This is a genomic window from Geothrix sp. 21YS21S-4 (assembly GCF_030845995.1).
Lineage (GTDB): Bacteria > Acidobacteriota > Holophagae > Holophagales > Holophagaceae > Geothrix.
In genome coordinates this window covers 2,048,379-2,064,947 of sequence record NZ_CP132719.1, presented here as the reverse complement: position 1 = coordinate 2,064,947, position 16,569 = coordinate 2,048,379, and the positions used below count along the sequence as shown (strand labels likewise).

The window sequence follows — 16,569 nt, the reverse complement described above, 5'->3', positions numbered from 1 at the left end:
AAATCCTCGGAAACGCGGTAAAATAGGCCTTTTCGAGCGACCCATGGCCAAGACCGCGACCCGGACCCCTTCCGATCAGCCCGAGATCATCTACTCGATGATGCGGGTGAGCAAGATCTACAACAACAAGCCCGTCATCAAGGACATCTCCCTCAGCTACTTCTACGGCGCCAAGATCGGCGTCCTGGGCCTCAACGGCTCAGGCAAGAGCACGGTTCTGCGGATCATGGCGGGCGTCGACCAGGACTTCAACGGCGAGGCCGTCCTCAGCAAGGGCTACACCACCGGCATCCTGGACCAGGAGCCCCAGCTCGATCCCGCCCGCACCGTGCGGGAGATCGTGGAGGAGGGCGCCGCCGAGAAGGTGGGCTGGCTGAGGGACTACAACGCCATCAGTGAGCAGTTCGCGGATCCCGACGCGGACATGGACGTGCTTCTCGCGAAGCAGGGAGAGCTGCAGGAGAAGATCGACGCCCACGACTGCTGGGACCTGGACGCGCGGCTGGACCAGGCCATGGACGCCCTCCGCTGCCCCGATCCCGACACCAAAATCGGCGTCCTGTCCGGCGGCGAGCGCCGCCGCGTGGCGCTCTGCCGCCTGCTCCTCCAGGAGCCCGACATCCTCCTGTTGGACGAGCCCACCAATCATCTGGACGCCGAGACCGTGGCCTGGCTGGAGAAGCACCTCCAGGACTACAAGGGCACCGTCATCGCCGTCACCCACGACCGCTACTTCCTGGACCACGTGGCCGAGTGGATCCTGGAACTGGACCGCGGCGAGGGCATCCCCTGGAAGGGCAACTACTCCAGCTGGCTGGAGCAGAAGCAGGGGCGCCTGGGACGGGAGGAGAAGTCCGACCAGAAGCGGCAGAAGACCCTGGAGCGCGAGCTGGAGTGGATCCGGATGTCGCCCAAGGGCCAGCACACCAAGAGCAAGGCCCGCATCGCGAACTACGAGCGCCTGGCGGGTGAAGAAGGTCGCCAGAAGGAGCAGGAGCTGGAGATCTACATCCCCAGCGGCCCGCGCCTGGGCGACCTCGTCGCGGAGCTGGAAGGCGTCACCAAGGCCTACGGCGACCACGTCCTGTTCGAGAACCTGAGCTTCGCCATTCCGCGGGGCGGGATCCTGGGCGTCATCGGCCCCAACGGCGCCGGCAAGTCCACGCTTCTGCGGCTGCTCACGGGCCAGGAAACGCCGGACGCGGGCACGATCAAGCTGGGTGAGACCGTCCGGATGGCCTACGTGGACCAGCTCCGCGCGGGGCTCAACCTCGACAAGAGCGTGTTCGAGGCGGTCTCCGGCGGCTACGAGCAGATCGAGCTGGGCGGAAAGCTCATCAACGCCCGTGCGTGGCTCAGCCGCTTCGGGTTCAGCGGCGATTCCCAGCAGAAGAAGGTCTCGGAACTGAGCGGCGGCCAGCAGAACCGCCTGAATCTGGCGCTGACCCTCAAGAGCGAATCCAACCTCCTGTTCTTCGACGAGCCCACCAACGACCTCGACGTGAACACCATGCGGGCGCTGGAGGAGGCCATCGAATCCTTCGCGGGCAGCGCCGTGCTGGTGAGCCACGACCGGTGGTTCCTGGACCGCCTGGCCACCCACATCCTGGCTTTCGAAGGCGATTCCCAGGTGCAGTTCTTCGACGGGAACTACAGCCAGTACGAGGCCTACCGCAAGGACGTGCTGGGCCTGAAGCCCTTCGATCCGCACCGCATCAAGTACCGCAAGCTGACGCGATGACGACCGCCGTCTCCCCTTCTCCCCGCGGCATGCTCTTCGCGGCCGCCCTGGGCCTGGGGTTCGGAGGCGTCGCCTTCGGCTGGGCCGAAGGCTCCATCGCCCTGTGGGGCTTCGGCGGCGCCTGTCTTCTTCACGCGGCCCTTTCCGTGAACGCCTGGATGCGCCTCCGCGAGGGTCTGGGCAACCGCGGACTGGAGCGGGAGCGCCTCGTCCTGCGGGCGGTCGGTCTTCTGCTACGCCTCTTGGCTGCGGGCATGGCCCTCACCGCCGGCGCCGCGCTGATGGGGGACCGGAGCGCCCCTCTCGGATCCTCCTGCCTTGCGCTGGGAGGCGCTGGCGCGGTGGGCTTCGGACTGGCGTGGATGGGGAAGCGGAGCCAGAAGGGGCTTCATCCCACGCTGGACCTCGACGCGACGGTGGCGCGCGTTCCCATGGAATTGGCCCTGCTCCTCCTTGCGGGAGGCTTGGCGAGCCGCTGGTTCGCCGGGGCCGATGCCGCGATCGCCTTGGTCGCCGCCGTCCGCCTCTTCTGGGAGGGCCGCGCGCTGGCGAAGGTCTCGGCGTTGCCTGCGGCCGCCTGCGGGAGTTGCGGAAGCTGCGGCTGCGGGTGATGCGGGTCCTGGAGCTGTTCTCGGGGCTCGGCGGCTGGCGCTTCGCCCTGGGAGATCGCGGCCTTGTCGCCGCCGCCTACGACGTGAGCGACCCCGCCAATGCCACCTACGCGCTGAACCACGGGGACCGGCCCCGCACCCGCGAGCTCGCCACCCTTCCCCCGAAGGATCTGGCCGCGGTGGACGCCGACACATGGCTGCTGAGCCCGCCGTGCCAGCCCTTCTGCCGCATGGGGAACCACCGGGGGCTGGAGGATCGCCGCTCCCGCGCCTTCCGCCACCTCATGGATCTGTTCGACGCGGCGCCTCCCGAGCGGCTCGTCCTGGAGAACGTCGGAGGCTTCCGGGGCTCCGACGCCCATGCCCTGCTGGCCGAACGTCTGCGCGCCCACGGCTTCCACGCCCTCGATCTCGAGGCCTGTCCCACCGGCTTCGGGCTGCCCAATTTGCGGCCGCGGGTCTTCGTGGTGGCTTCCCGGAAGCCCCTCGCGGTTCGGCCTTTGCCGGCCGTGCCGCCGCGCCCCTTGGCCGACTTCCTGGACGAGGAGGAGGACCCTGCGCTGTACCTCGCGCCCGACGTCCTCGCCCGCCATGGTGAGGGAATGGATCTCGTGACGGCGGCGGATCGGCGCAGCGCCTGCTTCATCGGCGGCTACGGCCAGTGCTTCGTGGGCAGCGGCTCCTTCCTGCGGACGGCGAAGGGCGTGCGCCGCTTCTCGCCCTCTGAAGCGGCCCGCCTGCTGGGCCTGCCGGCGGGATTCCGCTTTCCTGATTCCCTGTCGCTGGAAGCCCGCTACCGCCTGCTGGGCAACGGCCTGTCCATTCCCGTGGCGACCTGGGCGCTGGACCACCTGTAGACTTCCCCCATGCGCCTTCTGCTTTCGGCTTTCGCTCCCGAACTGGGCCCTCTCGCGGGGAATCCGCCGCCCGGCTGGGAGACGGCCACGGTGGGCGTGGGCGCGGTGACGGCGGCGGCGGCCACGGCGAGGCTCCTAGTGGAGCGGCGGCCCGAGGCCGTCCTGTTCCTGGGAACCTGCGGGCGCTACGACGCGCGCCTCGCCCTGTTCGACTGCCTCTGGGCGTCGGAAGCCGTGGCGACGTCCCTGGAGGAAGTGCAGGGAGGTGCCTACCGCCCGGGACTGGAGCGGGTCCGCTGGGAATCCACCCTGCCCGGGCCGCTTGCCGCCCACTCCGTGGCCGTTCCCCCCGCCATCACGAAGACTGCCGAAGGCGCTGCCCGCTTGGCGTCCGTGGCCCCCGCGGAGCACCTGGAGCTGACGGGGGTCTTCGCGGCGTGCCACGGGGCCGGCGTTCCCTGCGGCGGCGCCCTGGTGGTGGTGAACGACGTGGGACCGGACGCGCAGGCCCAGTGGAAGGCCAACCACGCCGAGGGCAGCCGGCGGTTGGTGGAAGCGCTCAGGGAGTCGGGGTTTTTCGGAAGGGGATGAAGGCCGCCGCGCCGTCGCCCGTATCGATCCGCCAGCCGCCGGGGACGGCGGAGATCCGCACGCCGCGGGAGGGGCCGGTGATCCACGCGCCGATGCCTTCCCTCCGAAACGTCTCCAGCGTTTCCGGGTGCGGGTGGTCGAAGCGGTTCCGGAGGCCCGCCGAAATCATGGCGACTTCCGGGCGGAGGGCCGCGACCCAGGCGGGATCGGAGGCCGTCCGGCTGCCGTGGTGGCCGGCCTTCAGGACGCGGTGGGCGAAGGGACCCGGCTCGCCGAGGTCCAGCAGGTCCCGCTCCTGGATGCCCAGGGCGTCGCCCATCAGCCACAGCTCCCGGTCGCCCCACGTGACGCGCAGAACTGCCGACACCATGTTGGCGTCGGGCAGGGCGTAGGCGCGGGCGGGCCACCGGACGCTGAAGGCAGCCTCTCCGCGCCTCCAGCCATCGCCCCGCAAGAGACCCGAAGGATCCGCCCCGGGTGGGCTGAAGGGCGCCCAGGGATCCTCGTCGTCGGCGGTGATGGGCACGGAGGTCGAGGCCAGGGGCCACAGCCGCGACAGGGTGGCCCACCCGCCCGTGTGATCCGCGTGGGGATGGGTGAGGACGAGGTGGACGGGTTCGCGAACGCCCCGGCGGCTCAGCACCCGCACGACGCGCCGGGCCGTCCAGGGGCCGGCTCCGGTATCCACGAGCGTGGCGTCCCCTTGCGGCGCGCGGACCAGCAGGGCATCGCCCTGGCCCACGTCCACCGCCTCCAGGGACAGAGCCTCCGGCGCGCGGCCCGTCCCGCGGGAGACGAGCAGTCCCGCCGAAAGGCCCACCAGTCCCACGATCAGGGCGCGGGTGCGGCGGAGGGTTCCCTGGCGATGCGCCAGGAGGATCCAGCCCAAAGCCAGAAGAAGCCAGGGCCACAGAATGCCGGTGGCGAGGGGCGCCAGCCCCGTGAACGCGGGCACGAGGCGATCGCCCATCCAGCCCAGAACCGCCGCGGCGGCCGGCGTCAGGCCGGGAAGGGGCAGGAGGATCAGCGCGAGGCAGAGGGGCGTCAGAAAGGCCACCAGGGGCAGCACCAGGAGGTTGGCGAGGATTCCCCACTTGGGGGCGCCGCCGTGGAGCAGGGCGAGCAGGGGCAGCGTGGACAGCCAGGGTGCCGCCAGCCGCGCGAAAGGAAGCGCCGCGCGGCCCAGGAGCGGAGCGATGAGCCCGGCGAGGGGCTCCGCTCCCCACAGCAGGCCCAGCAGCGCCCACCACGCGAGGAGGAACCCCGGCTCCGCTCCCGCCGCGGGATGGCCCAGCAGCCACAGGAGGAGGGCCAAGTGAAGGCCGGCGGCGGGCGGAAGCTGCCACCCGCTGCGCCGCCCGAAGGCCCAGGCGATGCCCATGAAGAGGCCCCGCCACACCGGGGCGGAAAAGCCCACCAGCGCGGAGTAGAGCAGTCCCGCGACCATGGATCCTCCGGCCGCGCCCCGCATGCGGAGCCGGCGGAGGAGGGCCTCCACCGCCGCCATCACCAGCGTCACCTGAAGGCCCGAGACCACCAGGATGTGGAGGGTCCCGCTCTCGGCGAACACGCTGAAATGGGCTTCCTGCGCGGGTGGGATGCCGAGGGTGAGGGCTCCCCACAGGTCCCGCGCGGTGGGGTCCAGCGGGAGCGCGTCGAAGCGTCTTCGCGCGAAGGCCTGGAGGCGAAGGAGAAGGGAAGGGGCGGGCGGACCGGTGGCTTCCATCAACTGGGCGGAAGGAAGGTGGATGCGGCGGGGGGCCTCGTCGCTCCGGGCCCGCCACAGCGGGCGCTCGGCCAGGAAGATGGGGCCGGGCTCCACCGACCGCAATTCCGCCCGCAGGCGGATGGGCGTTCCGGGCGCTGGCAGGGGAGCTTTGCCCTCGGCCGGCACGGTGAGGGGAAGCGCCAGCCCTTTCAGGGACTCGGGTGCCACCACCTCCAGATGGGTCCGCACGCGGTCGCCCTGTGGGGTCCAGGGCTCTGCAAGGCGGCCCTCCAGCGCCTGGAAACCCGCAGGCAGGGCCGTCTCCCACCGCGCTTTTCGGGCGAGGCCCAGGAACGTGAAGCCCGCGAGCCCGAGCGCGAGGGGAACCACCGCCCAGCGGCGGCGGAAGAAGAGGGGCAGCGTGGCGCACCAGCCGAGGGCGCCCAGAATGAGCCACCGCGTGTCGACGTGTCCGCTCCAGCGTTCCGGCGCGAGCCATGGCACGGCGCAGGCGGCGGCGAGGGCCCAGGCCAGGGGCCACATGGGGGCGCCGGAGAGGCGGCGCCACAGGCTGGATCTGGAGAGCATGGCGACGAGTCTACCGAGCCTGTCCAAACCTTGACAGCGGATTCGGGGACGGGGACTCTGGCAGGTGATGACTCCCGTGCGGGCCCTTCTGGTGGACGACGATCCCACCATCCTCGAGGTGGTAGGAAGCCTCCTCTCCCGCCACGGACACGAGGTGGTCGGCACCGGCTCGGGGCTCCGCGGTGCCCAGTGCCTCCGCAACGAGCGGTTCGACCTAGCGGTGGTGGATCTCATGCTCCCCGACCTCAGCGGGCTCGAACTGGCCCGCCAGGCGGTCGCCCGGCCGGACACCGTCGTGGTGGTGCTGTCCGGCTCGACGGAAGTGGAGACGGTGCTCCAGGCCATGAAGATGGGCATCTACGACTACGTGCCCAAGCCCTTCCGCACCGAGGATCTCGAGCACACCCTCCTGCGGGCGGTGGAGAAGTCCCGCCTCAACCTGGAGAACCAGCGCCTCCGGGAGCGGGTGGAGGGTCGGCCCTCGGGTCCCCAGATGGTGGGCCGGTCGGACGCCTGGCAGAACCTCCAGGCCCTCCTGCGCCGGGTGGCGCCTTCGCCTTCCACGGTGCTGATCACCGGCCCCTCCGGCACGGGCAAGGAACTGGCGGCCCGGGCCATTCACCAGTGGAGCCCGCGCGCGCCTGGCCCCTTCGTCGCCATCCACTGCGGCGCCATTCCTGAGACGCTGCTGGAGGACGAGCTGTTCGGCCACGTCCGGGGCGCCTACACCGACGCGCGCACGGATCGCCCCGGCCGCTTCCAGCAGGCGGAGGGCGGGACGCTCTTCCTCGACGAGATCGGGACCATGCCGCCGAGCCTCCAGGTGAAGCTCCTCCGCGTGATCCAGGAGCGGGAGTTCACGCCCCTGGGCTCGACCCGCACCCAGAAGGCGGACTTCCGCTTGGTGGCCGCCACCAATGAGGATCTCGGCGATCTGGTGGAGCAGAAGCGCTTCCGGGAGGATCTCTTCTACCGACTGAACGTGATCCCGGTGCAGCTCCATCCCCTGCGGGAGCATCCCCAGGACATTCCGGTGCTGGTGGCCCATTTCCTCCGCAAGTTCGCGCGGGATCTGGGAATTCCCCTCAAGCAGGTGGAGCCCGCCGCGCTCCAGGCGCTGGAAGTCTACGGCTGGCCCGGGAACGTGCGGGAACTGGAGAACGCCGTGGAGCGCGCCATGGCCCTGGGGTCGGATCCGGAGCGCCTTCTCCTCCAGGACCTTCCGGCTCCCGTGGCGGGCGTCCTGCCTTCGGCGGCCTTCCCGCGGCTTCCGCAGCACCAGGACCTGGGCCGCTTCCTGGCCGATCTGGAGCGCCACTTGATCCTCGAAGCCCTTCAGGCCACGAACTGGAACAAGAGCGAGACCTCCCGCCGCCTGGGGATGCGCCGCACCACCCTCCTTCACCGCCTCAAGGCCCTGGGCATCCCCCTGGATCCCATGGGAGAGGCGGCGTCGGCCCTGGCGCGGGAGGCCCCCGATGCGTAGCGCTGCCCTGGCCGCGATCCTCGCCTGCGGGTCCCTCGGCGCGTGGTCGCCCAAGGTGCACGAAGCCCAGACCGCCAAGGCCATGCGCCTGGTGCCCCGCCGGATGGCCGATTTCCTGCGCGCCCACGCGGGTCCCCTGATGGAAGGCGCCCGGGGCGTGGCCAACGATCAGCCTCCCACGGTGGAGCAGGTGGAGGCCCAGTTCCGCACCGTCCTCCGGCTCAGCCAGGAGCGGCGCCGTCCGGAGGAACTGGCGCGCGACCTGGGGGTTCTCGCCCACCAGGTGCAGCTCCTGGCGGATCCCTCCGCTTCGGAGGGCCTGAGCCCCCTGCGGGAGAGCTTCGAGGCCTACGCCGACGGGCACTTCTCCCACCTCCTGGTGACCCGGGAACCCGCCTGGGCGGCCACCGGCCCGCTGGATCCGGGTCCCGCGCTGCGCCGGCTGTTGGAGGTCAAGCGGACCCGGAACCTCCGCCTGCGGGAACACTTCGACGAGGCGACGGGTCGGCGCATCGGGCCCTGGGACGATCTCTCCCTTCCCTTCGCTCAGTTGCAGCTCGGTTTCTCCACCGGAGTCCACGCCACCGCCAACCTGTGGATCCTCGCTTGGCGGACGGCGGGCGACCTGTGGGAACTGCCGCCCGCGCCCTGAGGGAGCCCTTTCGCCACCTTCGGATCACCTAGTCGGATCGGGGCTTTCGGGCTATCGTTCTGCATCCCCTCTGGAGAAGTCATGGGCACCTATACGCGCCTCGGGTCCTATCTGCTGGCTTCGGAGCTGACCAGCGATCCCTTCGGGGGCGTCCACCGCGCCGTGGCCCTCGCCGGCGGGAATTTCGATCGCCACGTCCTGGTGCGGACGTTCTCGGAGGAGCTGTTCCAGGCGGGCATGAACACGCGCCTGCCCGAGGCCGGTCGCGTAGTGCCCCTGCTGGGCGGCGCGCGCGTCTACGGCCTGGGCTACCGCCTGGAGGGCGGGAAGACGCCGCACGTGGCCTGGGATTACGTGCCCGGGCGCAGCCTGGCGCAGCTCATCGAGAAGGCGAAGCTGGAGCAGATCCCCTTCGGCGTGGACCACGCCCTCACGGTGATCCAGGGCGTGGCCCAGGCCATCGTCCAGATGCAGGCCAAGGGCGTCTCCCACGGCGTGCTCAGCCCCCACAGCGTGTGGGTGAGCTTCGAGGGCGCCGTCCAGGTGATGGATGCGCCTTACGCGCCCCTCATGGCGAGCCTGCTGGCCAAGGCTCCCGCCGCCCAGCGGAAGCTGGCGCCCTACCTCCAGGGCGCCGCCAACGACGGGCTGCAGCAGGATCTTTTCGCCCTGGGGGCGGTGCTCTACGAACTGCTGACCTTCGAGCCGCTGCCGGTGGGCGGCGACCTGCAGGGCGCCCTGGATCGCGCCACGCTGAAGGCCGCGCAGGAGGACGCCCCGATCCCCGCGGAGATCCGGGCCTTCCTGGGCCGGCTGCTCCTCGGCCGCCAGCCCTTCCCCACGGTGGAGGCGTTCAACGCGGAGCTGGAGCGGGTGCTCTACGACGGAGAGTACAGCCCCACCACCTTCAACATGGCCTTCTTCATGCACACCCTGTTCCGGGAGGAGAACGACCGGGACGCCGCCGCCATGAAGGCGGAGCAGGGGGATAACTACCTGGCCTACACCGCGGCGGGCGAGACGCTGCGCAGCGGCGCCAACCGCGCGGAGCACATCGACGGTCATGCCGAGGTCCAGCAGAAGAACCGGACCCTCCTCATCGGCGGGAGCATCGGCGCGGTGGTGATCCTGGGGCTGGGCTACCTCCTCTTCGGGCGGACGCCGAAGCTGGATCCGGCCATCCAGCAGCAGCTCGCCGAGCTTCGCCAGCTGAAGGTCCAGATGGAGCAGCAGAAGGCCGACCTCGATGCCCGGGCCAAGGCCGAAACCGAGCGCACCACCCAGCTGCAGAAGCAGCTGAGCGAGACGAAGTCGGTGGAAGAGCGGGCCAAGCTGCAGAAGCAGCTCGAAGAGGCCCAGGCGCGGAAGCTGGAGGTGGAGCGCCAGCAGAAGCTCGCCGAGCAGCGATTGGCGGAGCAGAAGGCCGCTGAGCAGAAGCTGGCGGAGCAGAAGAAGCTTCCCGAGAGCCCGTCGGTGCCGGTGCTGCCGCCGCCCGAATCGCCCAAGCCCCAGCCCATGCAGGAGACCCAGCGCCCCGCGGCCGCGCAGGTCCCCACCCCCCAGCAGACGGCCCCGCAGTCGGTCGCGTCCGCGGTCACCAACGACCAGGCGGCGCGCGTCACGACCCAGGTGGCGCCGGCCTTCCCCCTGCGGGCCGTCCAGATGCGCTGGGAGACCAACCTGGATCACACCGTCCGCCTGAAGGTGTTCGTCGGCGAGCAGGGCCAGCCCCTGAAGGTCTCCGTGGTCGAAGGCGTGGCCGGCGCCTACGGGTTCGACGAGGCCGCCATCGAAGCGGCGAACAAGTCCGCCTTCGCGCCCGCCACCCGCGACGGAAAGCCCGTCCGCGGCTGGACGCCGGAGATCATCTACCGCTTCCCGCGCCGGCGCTGATCACCGAAGGGAAAGGGCCGCTCCGGCGGCCCTTTCTCAGGCCCGGTGGGCGGCGTCGTTGGCGAGGCGGTCCACCCGCTCGTTCTCCGCATGTCCGGCGTGGCCCCGCACCCACTTCGCCTCGACGTGATGCCGCGCCAACTGGGCGTCCAGGGCCTGCCACAGGTCGGCATTGATGACGGGCTTGCCGTCCGCCTTCTTCCAGTCGCGGCGCTTCCAGTCCTTCAGCCAGGAGGTGATGCCCTTCACCACGTACTGGCTGTCGCTGTGGAGCACCACCTGGCAGGGGCGGGTGAGTGCTTCCAGCCCGCGGATGGCCGCCATCAGCTCCATCCGGTTGTTGGTGGTGCCGCCTTCGGGGCCGGAATCCTCCCGCTCCTGGACGCCAGCCGCCAAGCGCACCCGGAGGAGGTACCCCCAGCCGCCGGGACCGGGGTTTCCGAGACACGCACCATCGCAGTAGAGTTCGACCTTCATCCCACCAGAGTAGGCGAGGTGGCGGTCACTTCGGAAACCGCGCGCCGGAGCAGTTCCACGCCCAGGTCCAGATCCTCGGTGCTGAGGTTCATGGCGGGGCGGAAGCGCAGGCCCTGCACGCCGGTGGAGAGGATCATCATTCCCAGGTCGTGGCCCTTGGCCACCACGGCGTTGCGCAGTTCGGGCGTGGCGAGGTCCAGGGCGCAGAACAGGCCGCGACCGCGGGGATTGGAGGTGGTCTCCGGGAAGTCCCGGTGGATCTCCTGAAGGCCCTTCAGCAGGCGCTCGCCCTGCTTCACGCCGTGGTCCAGCAGGTTCTCCTCGCGGATGATGTCGATGATCCGCGTGCCCCGCACCATGTCCACGAGGTTTCCGCCCCAGGTGCTGTTGATGCGGCTGGGCACCTTGAACACGCCGCCCGCCTCGTTCAGGCGCGGGCCCGCGGCGATCCCGCAGGTCTGGGCCTTCTTGCCGAAGCTGATGAGGTCGGGCTTCACATCGAACCACTGGTGGGCCCACCACTTGCCCGTGGCGCCGAAGCCCGTTTGCACTTCGTCGAAGATCAGCAGGAAATCATGACGGTCCGCCAGGACGCGCAGCTTCGCGAGGAATTCCCCGCGGAAGTGGTTGTCCCCGCCCTCGCCCTGGATGGGCTCGACGATGAGGCACGCGATGTCGTCGGGGTCCCGCGCCACGGCCGCTTCGATGGCGGCGACGGCCTCGGCTTCGGCCGCTTCCGCCGTGGCGGGATCCACGGGGAAGGTCAGCTTGGGATTGGGGATCCGGGGCCAGGGGAATTTGGGGAAGTACTGATGCTTCCGGGGATCGGCGGTGTTGGTGAGGCTCAAGGTGTAGCCGCTGCGGCCGTGGAAGGCTTCGCGGAAATGGAGGACCTGGGAGCCCTTCTCGCCCTTGCCCGCGGCCAGGTTCTTCCGCACCTTCCAGTCGAAGGCCACCTTCAGGGCGTTCTCCACCGCCAGGGACCCGCCGTCGATCCAGAAGAGGCAGGGCAGGTAGTCCGGCGCCACGTGGGTCCCGAAGGCCTCCACCCATTCGGCGAAGGCCGTGGTGTAGATGTCGGAGTTCGCGGGCTTGTTGACGGCGATCTCGCCCAGGTGGCGGACGAAGGCCGCCTCCCGCAGGCGGGGATGGTTGTGCCCTAGGGGCGTCGTGGCGAAGAAGGTGTAGAAGTCGAGATACTTCCGCCCGTCACGGGCGTCCACGATCCAGGAGCCGTGGGATTTTTCCAGGTCCATTACCAGGTGGAACCCGTCCACCAGCATGTGGCGGCGCAGGGTGTCGAAGACGGCGGTCGGATCGACGGGCAGGCTGGACATGGGGACCTCGGGAAAACGGTTCAGTGTATGGTTGGCCCGGAGGCCCGGACACGCATGATTCCCTTCATTTCCGTCCAGAAAGCGCCTCTGGACCCCAACGCTTTACGAACTGTCACGGCGGATCCCCGCGCGGGGGCCTTCGTGCTGTTCGAGGGCCGCGTCCGCGACCACCACGCGGGGCGGGCTGTGGCCGAACTGGCCTACGAGGCCTACGTCCCCATGGCCGAAAAGGAACTGGCCCGCCTGCGCGACGAGGCCATCGAGCGCCACGGCCTGCTGCGCTGCGCCGTCCACCACCGCATCGGTTGCGTCCCCATCGGCGAACCCGCGGTTCTCGTGGCCGTCGCCTCCGTCCACCGCGCCGAGGCCTTCGAGGCCGCCGCGTGGCTGATGGACGAGATCAAGCGGCGCGTCCCCATCTGGAAGCGGGAGACCTACGGGGATGGCTCCGAGAGCTGGGTGGACTGCGCCTACCCGTAGCGATTGGAAACCGCGAAAGACGCGAAAAAGAGTTCTATTGCTATCCTCCTTTCCATGTTGAAGCGCCTCGCCCTTGCCTCTCTGTTTCTTCCACTTCCGATGCTGGCCCAGTCGTCTGCTCCGGTGGTAGCGCTGGAACCCTTGGGCCTCGCCTTGGAGAACCATCCCTATCCCCATCCCGTCCATTTCTTTCCGGTGATGATCGAGGGACAGGACCTGCGGATGGCGTACATGGACGTGGCGCCCACGGGACGGGCGAACGGGCAGGCGGTGGTGCTGCTCCACGGGAAGAACTTCTTCGGGGCGTACTGGGCGGGGACGATCCGGGCGCTGACGGAGGCAGGGTATCGGGTGGTGGTGCCGGACCAGATCGGGTTCGGCAAGTCGGCGAAGGCGGACATCCACTACAGCTTCGAGCTGCTGGCGCAGACGACGAAGCGGCTGCTGGACCACCTGGGCATTCCCAAAGCGGCGGTGGTGGGGCATTCCATGGGCGGGATGCTGGCAGTCCGGTTCGCGCTGATGCATCCGGACGCCACGGCGAAGCTGGTGCTGGAGAATCCCATCGGGTTGGAGGACTACCGCGGGAAGGTGCCGTTCGCGTCCGTGGACGCCAGCTACCGGAGCATGGTGGCGCCGACGCGGGAGGGATTGGAGCGCTTCTACCGCGGCTACTTCGCCACCTGGAAGCCGGACTTCGGCGTGTGGGCGGACCTGGCGTGGCGGGCCACCTTCAGCGGCGAGTGGCCCCGGGCGGCGCGGGCCTCGGCGCTGACCTACGACATGATCTACACCCAGCCGGTGGTGCAGGATCTTCCGCGGCTGGCGGTGCCCACGCTGCTGGTGATCGGACAGGCGGATCGCACCGTGGTGGGCCGGGACGCGGTGTCGCCGGAGGTGCTGGCGACCCTCGGACGCTACCCGGAGCTGGGCCGCCGCGCCCAGGCCGCGATCCCCGGCGCCCGGCTGATGGAGCTGCAAGGCGTGGGGCACATCCCCCACCTGGAGGCGGCGGAGCCGTTCCACGCCGCGCTGTTGGAGTTCCTGAAGTAGGGCCTAGGTCAGCTGGGCCAGCTTGACCTTGATGTCCATGAGGGTGAAGGGCTTCATCACCACGTCCACGCCCACGAAGCGCTCCAGGATCCGCTCGCTGCGCTCGTCGTGGTAGCCGGTCGCCAGCAGGACGGGCACCTCGGGCAGCTTGAGCCGGATGCGCTCCAGGGTCTCCTCGCCATCCATGCCAGGCATGCTCAGGTCGAGGATGATCAGGTCGGGCGACAGGCCGCCGTCGAGTTCCTGCAGGGCTGCCCGCCCGCCGGGGAGGGCCACCACCCGGTGACCGAGGGCTTCCAGCATCCCCGGGACCGAATGGCGGACGAGGTCGTCGTCGTCGATCAGCAGGATCTGGAGGGAGGACTGGACGGCGGATTCATGGAAGAGGAACTCCTTGGAACTCTCCGCCCCGGGGATGAGCCCGGGGAAGGACAGGATGATCTCGGTGCCCTCGCCGGGTTCGCTGAGGATCTGCACCCGCCCCCCGTGGGATTTCATCACGCTGTAGACCAGCGCCAGGCCCAGGCCGGTGCCCTTTCCGGGGGGCTTCGTGGTGAAGAAGGGCTCCATGGCCCGCTTGACCACGTCGGGCGGCATGCCCTCGCCGGTGTCCCGGACGCACAGCTCCACCTGTCCCAGGTCTCCGCGCCGGGTGGTCATCATCAACTGTCCGCCGCCGGGCATGGCGTCGAGGGCGTTGACGCTGAGGTTCATCAGCGCGTTGGAGATGGAGCTGGAATCGCCCATCACCTCCGGCAGGCCTTCTTCCAGAACCAGCTCCACGGCCACCTTCTGGAAGGTGGTGCGGTTCAGGAGGGCCGCCTCGTGGCGGACCACGTCGTTGAGGTTCATGGCCTTGGGTTCGGGGATGTCCTTGCGGACGAAGTCCGTGAGCCCCTTCACCAGGTCGCGCCCGCGGCCGGCGGCGTGGAGAAGGGTATCCATGTACTTCGACAGGACGGGATCGTCGCGGTGCTTCTCCTTCAGCATGGAGCCCAGGGCCATGATGGCGGCCAGGACGTTGTTCATGTCGTGGGAGACGCCGCCGGCGAGGGCGCCCAGGGAATCCAGCTTCTGGGCGTGCGCCACTTCGGCCTCCAGCCGCTGGCGTTCCTTCTCCTCCCTCAGGCGGGCCGTGCGGTCCTGGACGAGGTTCACCAGGGCGTACTCCCCGCCCAATTCCACGCGATCGGTCCACCAGGTGACCGACAGGATCTCGCCGGAGCGGCTCTTGAGTTCCAGGTCCCGGGCTTCCACGTGGCCCGTGCGGCGGATCTGGCGGAGCACCTCCTCGCGGTCGCTGGGGCGGACCCAGAAGTCGAGGTCCAGGGTGGTGCGTCCCAGCATCTCGTCCAGGCGGTAGCCCATCAGGTGGAGGAAGCCGGGATTGGCGTCGATGATCTCGCCGGTGTGCAGGCGGCTGAGCAGGATCCCCACGGGGGAGACGTTGAACACGGCCTGGAACTTGGCCTCGCTGGTGCGGAGGGCGTTCTCGGCCAGCTTCCGGTCGGAGATGTTGTCGAACACCGCGATGAACTCGCCTTCGTCGGGGCGGTAGACGGTGATCCACAGCCAGATGCCGAGGGCGGGAAGGTAGGTCTCGATCTGGGTGGACATCCCCGTCTGGGCGACTTCGCCGAAGACCTGGAACAGTTCCGGATTGTCCCGCTCGATCCCGGGAATGACGTCGGTGATGCGGCGCCCCACGACGTTGAACAGCCCGCTGAGGCGGCCGAAGGCCGGGTTGACGGCCAGGAATTCGAAATCCACGGGCTGGTCGTCGCGGAAGATCATCCGGCAGTGGGCGAAGCCCTCCACCAGGTTCTCGAACAGGTTCCGGTAGCGGAATTCGCTGGCCCGCAGGCCGCGCTCCGCGGTCTTGAGGGGCGTGATGTCCGAGACCATCCCGAGGAGCAGATCCTCGCCGCCCACCTGCACCTGCTCGCCGGAGATCAGCAGGTCCCGCACCTCTTCGCCCTTGAGGAACTGGAATTGGAAGTTGCTGACCCGATGCTCGGCCCGGATGCGCTCGATGAAGCGCTCCCGGTCCTCCGCCTGGAGGAAGAATCCCAGCTCCAACGGCGTCCGGCCGATGACCTCCTCTCGCTCCTTTCCGAAGATTTCCAGGAAGGCCTCGTTGACTTCCACGAACTGGGAGTCCTCCTTCCGGCTGAGGGCGATCCCCAGCGGGCTGGACCGGAAGATGGTGGAGAAGCGGGATTCGCTCTCCAGGAGGGCCGCCTCGGCCACGCGCTGGGCCTTGCGGACGCGCACCGTCTCCAGGCTGTGGCGGAGGGCCCCGGCCAGGCGGGTGGGGCGGTCCTTGAGCACGAAGTCCGACAGCCCGCGGCGGAGGAGGTCCATGGCCTCTTCCTCGCCGATGCTGCCGGAAATCAGGATGACGGGCAGATCCGGCGCTTCGGTGCGGATGAAGTCCAGGGCCTGGCGGAAATCCAGGCCGGGGATGTTGTAGTCCGACAGGACCGCGTCCCAGCCACCGCTGTTCAGGGCCTCTCTCAGGTCCGAGTAGTTGTCCACTCGGCGGAACTCGGCCATCACTCCGTGCTGTTTCAGGCTGCGCTGGACGAGCAGGAAGTCGGGCTCCGAGTCCTCGATGGAGAGGAGGCTCAGAGAGGGAGTCACAGGGCCTCCTGCAGGGGCGCTTGGTTGACGGCCATCCAGTAGACTCCGAGGCGCGCCACCGTCTCGGCGAATTCCGTGAAGTCGATGGGTTTCCGGACGAAGCTGTTGGCCCCGCCCAGGTAGCTGCGGAGGCGGTCCTGCTCCTCCGGGGAGGACGTAAGGATCACCACCGGAAGATGGCGCGTCCGGGCGTCGGCGCGGATCCGCTTGAGGACGTCCAGCCCCCCCACCCGGGGGAGGCCGAGGTCGAGAAGGACGACCGCCGGCAGGGGCAGGACCGGCCCCGCGCCATAGGAGCCCTGGTGGAACAGGTAATCCAGGGCGTCCTGCCCGTCGCGCACCACTTCCACCGCATTGGCCAGGTTCACCCGCTTCAGGGAGCGGAGGGTCAGCAACTCGTCTTGGGGATTGTCTTCCACCAGCAGGATGCCTTGGGGGTTCATGCCGCTACC

The 16,569-nt window shown here is 69.5% G+C and carries 14 protein-coding genes; 9 read left to right on the top strand and 5 right to left on the bottom strand.

Translation table 11 applies throughout. From position 1 onward, the window contains the following. The first annotated feature begins 43 nt into the window (after positions 1-43). From ettA to RAH39_RS09360, 4 genes are read left to right on the top strand one after another with little or no spacing between them, the layout of a single operon-like run. Positions 44-1,741 (top strand): energy-dependent translational throttle protein EttA, encoded by a 1,698-nt coding sequence (gene ettA / locus RAH39_RS09375; protein ID WP_306589834.1) that lies wholly within the window; start codon positions 44-46, stop codon positions 1,739-1,741. After that, the gene (locus RAH39_RS09370; RefSeq protein ID WP_306589833.1) at positions 1,738-2,352 is read left to right on the top strand and encodes a hypothetical protein; all 615 of its coding nucleotides are present in this window, start codon (positions 1,738-1,740) and stop codon (positions 2,350-2,352) included. Before ettA ends, RAH39_RS09370 begins: the two co-directional genes overlap by 4 nt. Beyond that, positions 2,328-3,209 (top strand): DNA cytosine methyltransferase, encoded by an 882-nt coding sequence (locus RAH39_RS09365; RefSeq protein WP_306589832.1) that lies wholly within the window; start codon positions 2,328-2,330, stop codon positions 3,207-3,209. The genes RAH39_RS09370 and RAH39_RS09365 overlap by 25 nt, the downstream gene beginning before the upstream one ends. Before the next feature lie 9 nt (positions 3,210-3,218). Next, positions 3,219-3,800, top strand: coding sequence for a phosphorylase family protein (locus RAH39_RS09360; protein ID WP_306589831.1), 582 nt, complete (start codon positions 3,219-3,221; stop codon positions 3,798-3,800). On the opposite strand, the gene RAH39_RS09355 is transcribed toward RAH39_RS09360, so the two are convergent. Continuing rightward, positions 3,769-6,096: a ComEC/Rec2 family competence protein gene (locus RAH39_RS09355; RefSeq protein WP_306589830.1), complete on the bottom strand. Its 2,328-nt coding sequence runs from the start codon at positions 6,094-6,096 to the stop codon at positions 3,769-3,771. The two genes, RAH39_RS09360 and RAH39_RS09355, sit on opposite strands and share 32 nt — an antisense overlap. Before the next feature lie 67 nt (positions 6,097-6,163). Between RAH39_RS09355 and RAH39_RS09350 the strand changes: the two genes are divergently transcribed. From RAH39_RS09350 to RAH39_RS09340, 3 genes are all read left to right on the top strand, one after another. Further along, positions 6,164-7,582 carry a sigma-54-dependent transcriptional regulator gene (locus RAH39_RS09350; RefSeq protein ID WP_306592115.1) on the top strand — a complete coding sequence of 473 codons (1,419 nt, stop codon included), beginning with the start codon at positions 6,164-6,166 and terminating at the stop codon, positions 7,580-7,582. Then, on the top strand, positions 7,575-8,234 hold the full coding sequence (locus RAH39_RS09345) for a hypothetical protein (RefSeq protein ID WP_306589829.1): 660 nt from the start codon (positions 7,575-7,577) through the stop codon (positions 8,232-8,234). Before RAH39_RS09350 ends, RAH39_RS09345 begins: the two co-directional genes overlap by 8 nt. An 81-nt stretch (positions 8,235-8,315) precedes the next feature. Next, on the top strand, positions 8,316-10,127 hold the full coding sequence (locus RAH39_RS09340) for a TonB family protein (RefSeq protein WP_306589828.1): 1,812 nt from the start codon (positions 8,316-8,318) through the stop codon (positions 10,125-10,127). 36 nt (positions 10,128-10,163) lie between these two features. On the opposite strand, the gene rnhA is transcribed toward RAH39_RS09340, so the two are convergent. Further along, positions 10,164-10,604 carry a ribonuclease HI gene (gene rnhA / locus RAH39_RS09335; RefSeq protein WP_306589827.1) on the bottom strand — a complete coding sequence of 147 codons (441 nt, stop codon included), beginning with the start codon at positions 10,602-10,604 and terminating at the stop codon, positions 10,164-10,166. Further along, complete coding sequence (gene lat / locus RAH39_RS09330; RefSeq protein ID WP_306589826.1) at positions 10,601-11,941, bottom strand: L-lysine 6-transaminase; 1,341 nt, start codon at positions 11,939-11,941, stop codon at positions 10,601-10,603. Before lat ends, rnhA begins: the two co-directional genes overlap by 4 nt. A 54-nt stretch (positions 11,942-11,995) precedes the next feature. Between lat and RAH39_RS09325 the strand changes: the two genes are divergently transcribed. Together RAH39_RS09325 and RAH39_RS09320 are read left to right on the top strand one after the other, a co-directional pair. After that, complete coding sequence (locus RAH39_RS09325) at positions 11,996-12,421, top strand: molybdenum cofactor biosynthesis protein MoaE (RefSeq protein ID WP_306589825.1); 426 nt, start codon at positions 11,996-11,998, stop codon at positions 12,419-12,421. Positions 12,422-12,562: 141 nt separating this feature from the next. After that, positions 12,563-13,474, top strand: coding sequence for an alpha/beta fold hydrolase (locus tag RAH39_RS09320; RefSeq protein ID WP_306589824.1), 912 nt, complete (start codon positions 12,563-12,565; stop codon positions 13,472-13,474). A 3-nt stretch (positions 13,475-13,477) separates the two neighbouring features. On the opposite strand, the gene RAH39_RS09315 is transcribed toward RAH39_RS09320, so the two are convergent. Together RAH39_RS09315 and RAH39_RS09310 are read right to left on the bottom strand one after the other, a co-directional pair. Next, positions 13,478-16,117, bottom strand: coding sequence for a hybrid sensor histidine kinase/response regulator (locus RAH39_RS09315; RefSeq protein WP_306589823.1), 2,640 nt, complete (start codon positions 16,115-16,117; stop codon positions 13,478-13,480). Beyond that, the gene (locus RAH39_RS09310; RefSeq protein WP_306589822.1) at positions 16,114-16,560 is read right to left on the bottom strand and encodes a response regulator; all 447 of its coding nucleotides are present in this window, start codon (positions 16,558-16,560) and stop codon (positions 16,114-16,116) included. Before RAH39_RS09310 ends, RAH39_RS09315 begins: the two co-directional genes overlap by 4 nt. Positions 16,561-16,569 lie beyond the last annotated feature (9 nt).

What these genes read in the sequence shown, in the direction of transcription:
- RAH39_RS09325 (WP_306589825.1), top strand. Translation starts at nt 11,996, where the DNA reads ATGATTCCCTTCATTTCCGTCCAGAAAGCGCCTCTGGACCCCAACGCT.
- RAH39_RS09340 (WP_306589828.1), top strand. Translation starts at nt 8,316, where the DNA reads ATGGGCACCTATACGCGCCTCGGGTCCTATCTGCTGGCTTCGGAGCTG.
- RAH39_RS09345 (WP_306589829.1), top strand. Translation starts at nt 7,575, where the DNA reads ATGCGTAGCGCTGCCCTGGCCGCGATCCTCGCCTGCGGGTCCCTCGGC.
- RAH39_RS09350 (WP_306592115.1), top strand. Translation starts at nt 6,164, where the DNA reads ATGACTCCCGTGCGGGCCCTTCTGGTGGACGACGATCCCACCATCCTC.
- RAH39_RS09370 (WP_306589833.1), top strand. Translation starts at nt 1,738, where the DNA reads ATGACGACCGCCGTCTCCCCTTCTCCCCGCGGCATGCTCTTCGCGGCC.
- ettA (WP_306589834.1), top strand. Translation starts at nt 44, where the DNA reads ATGGCCAAGACCGCGACCCGGACCCCTTCCGATCAGCCCGAGATCATC.
- rnhA (WP_306589827.1), bottom strand. Translation starts at nt 10,604, where the DNA reads ATGAAGGTCGAACTCTACTGCGATGGTGCGTGTCTCGGAAACCCCGGT.
- RAH39_RS09310 (WP_306589822.1), bottom strand. Translation starts at nt 16,560, where the DNA reads ATGAACCCCCAAGGCATCCTGCTGGTGGAAGACAATCCCCAAGACGAG.
- RAH39_RS09360 (WP_306589831.1), top strand. Translation starts at nt 3,219, where the DNA reads ATGCGCCTTCTGCTTTCGGCTTTCGCTCCCGAACTGGGCCCTCTCGCG.
- lat (WP_306589826.1), bottom strand. Translation starts at nt 11,941, where the DNA reads ATGTCCAGCCTGCCCGTCGATCCGACCGCCGTCTTCGACACCCTGCGC.
- RAH39_RS09355 (WP_306589830.1), bottom strand. Translation starts at nt 6,096, where the DNA reads ATGCTCTCCAGATCCAGCCTGTGGCGCCGCCTCTCCGGCGCCCCCATG.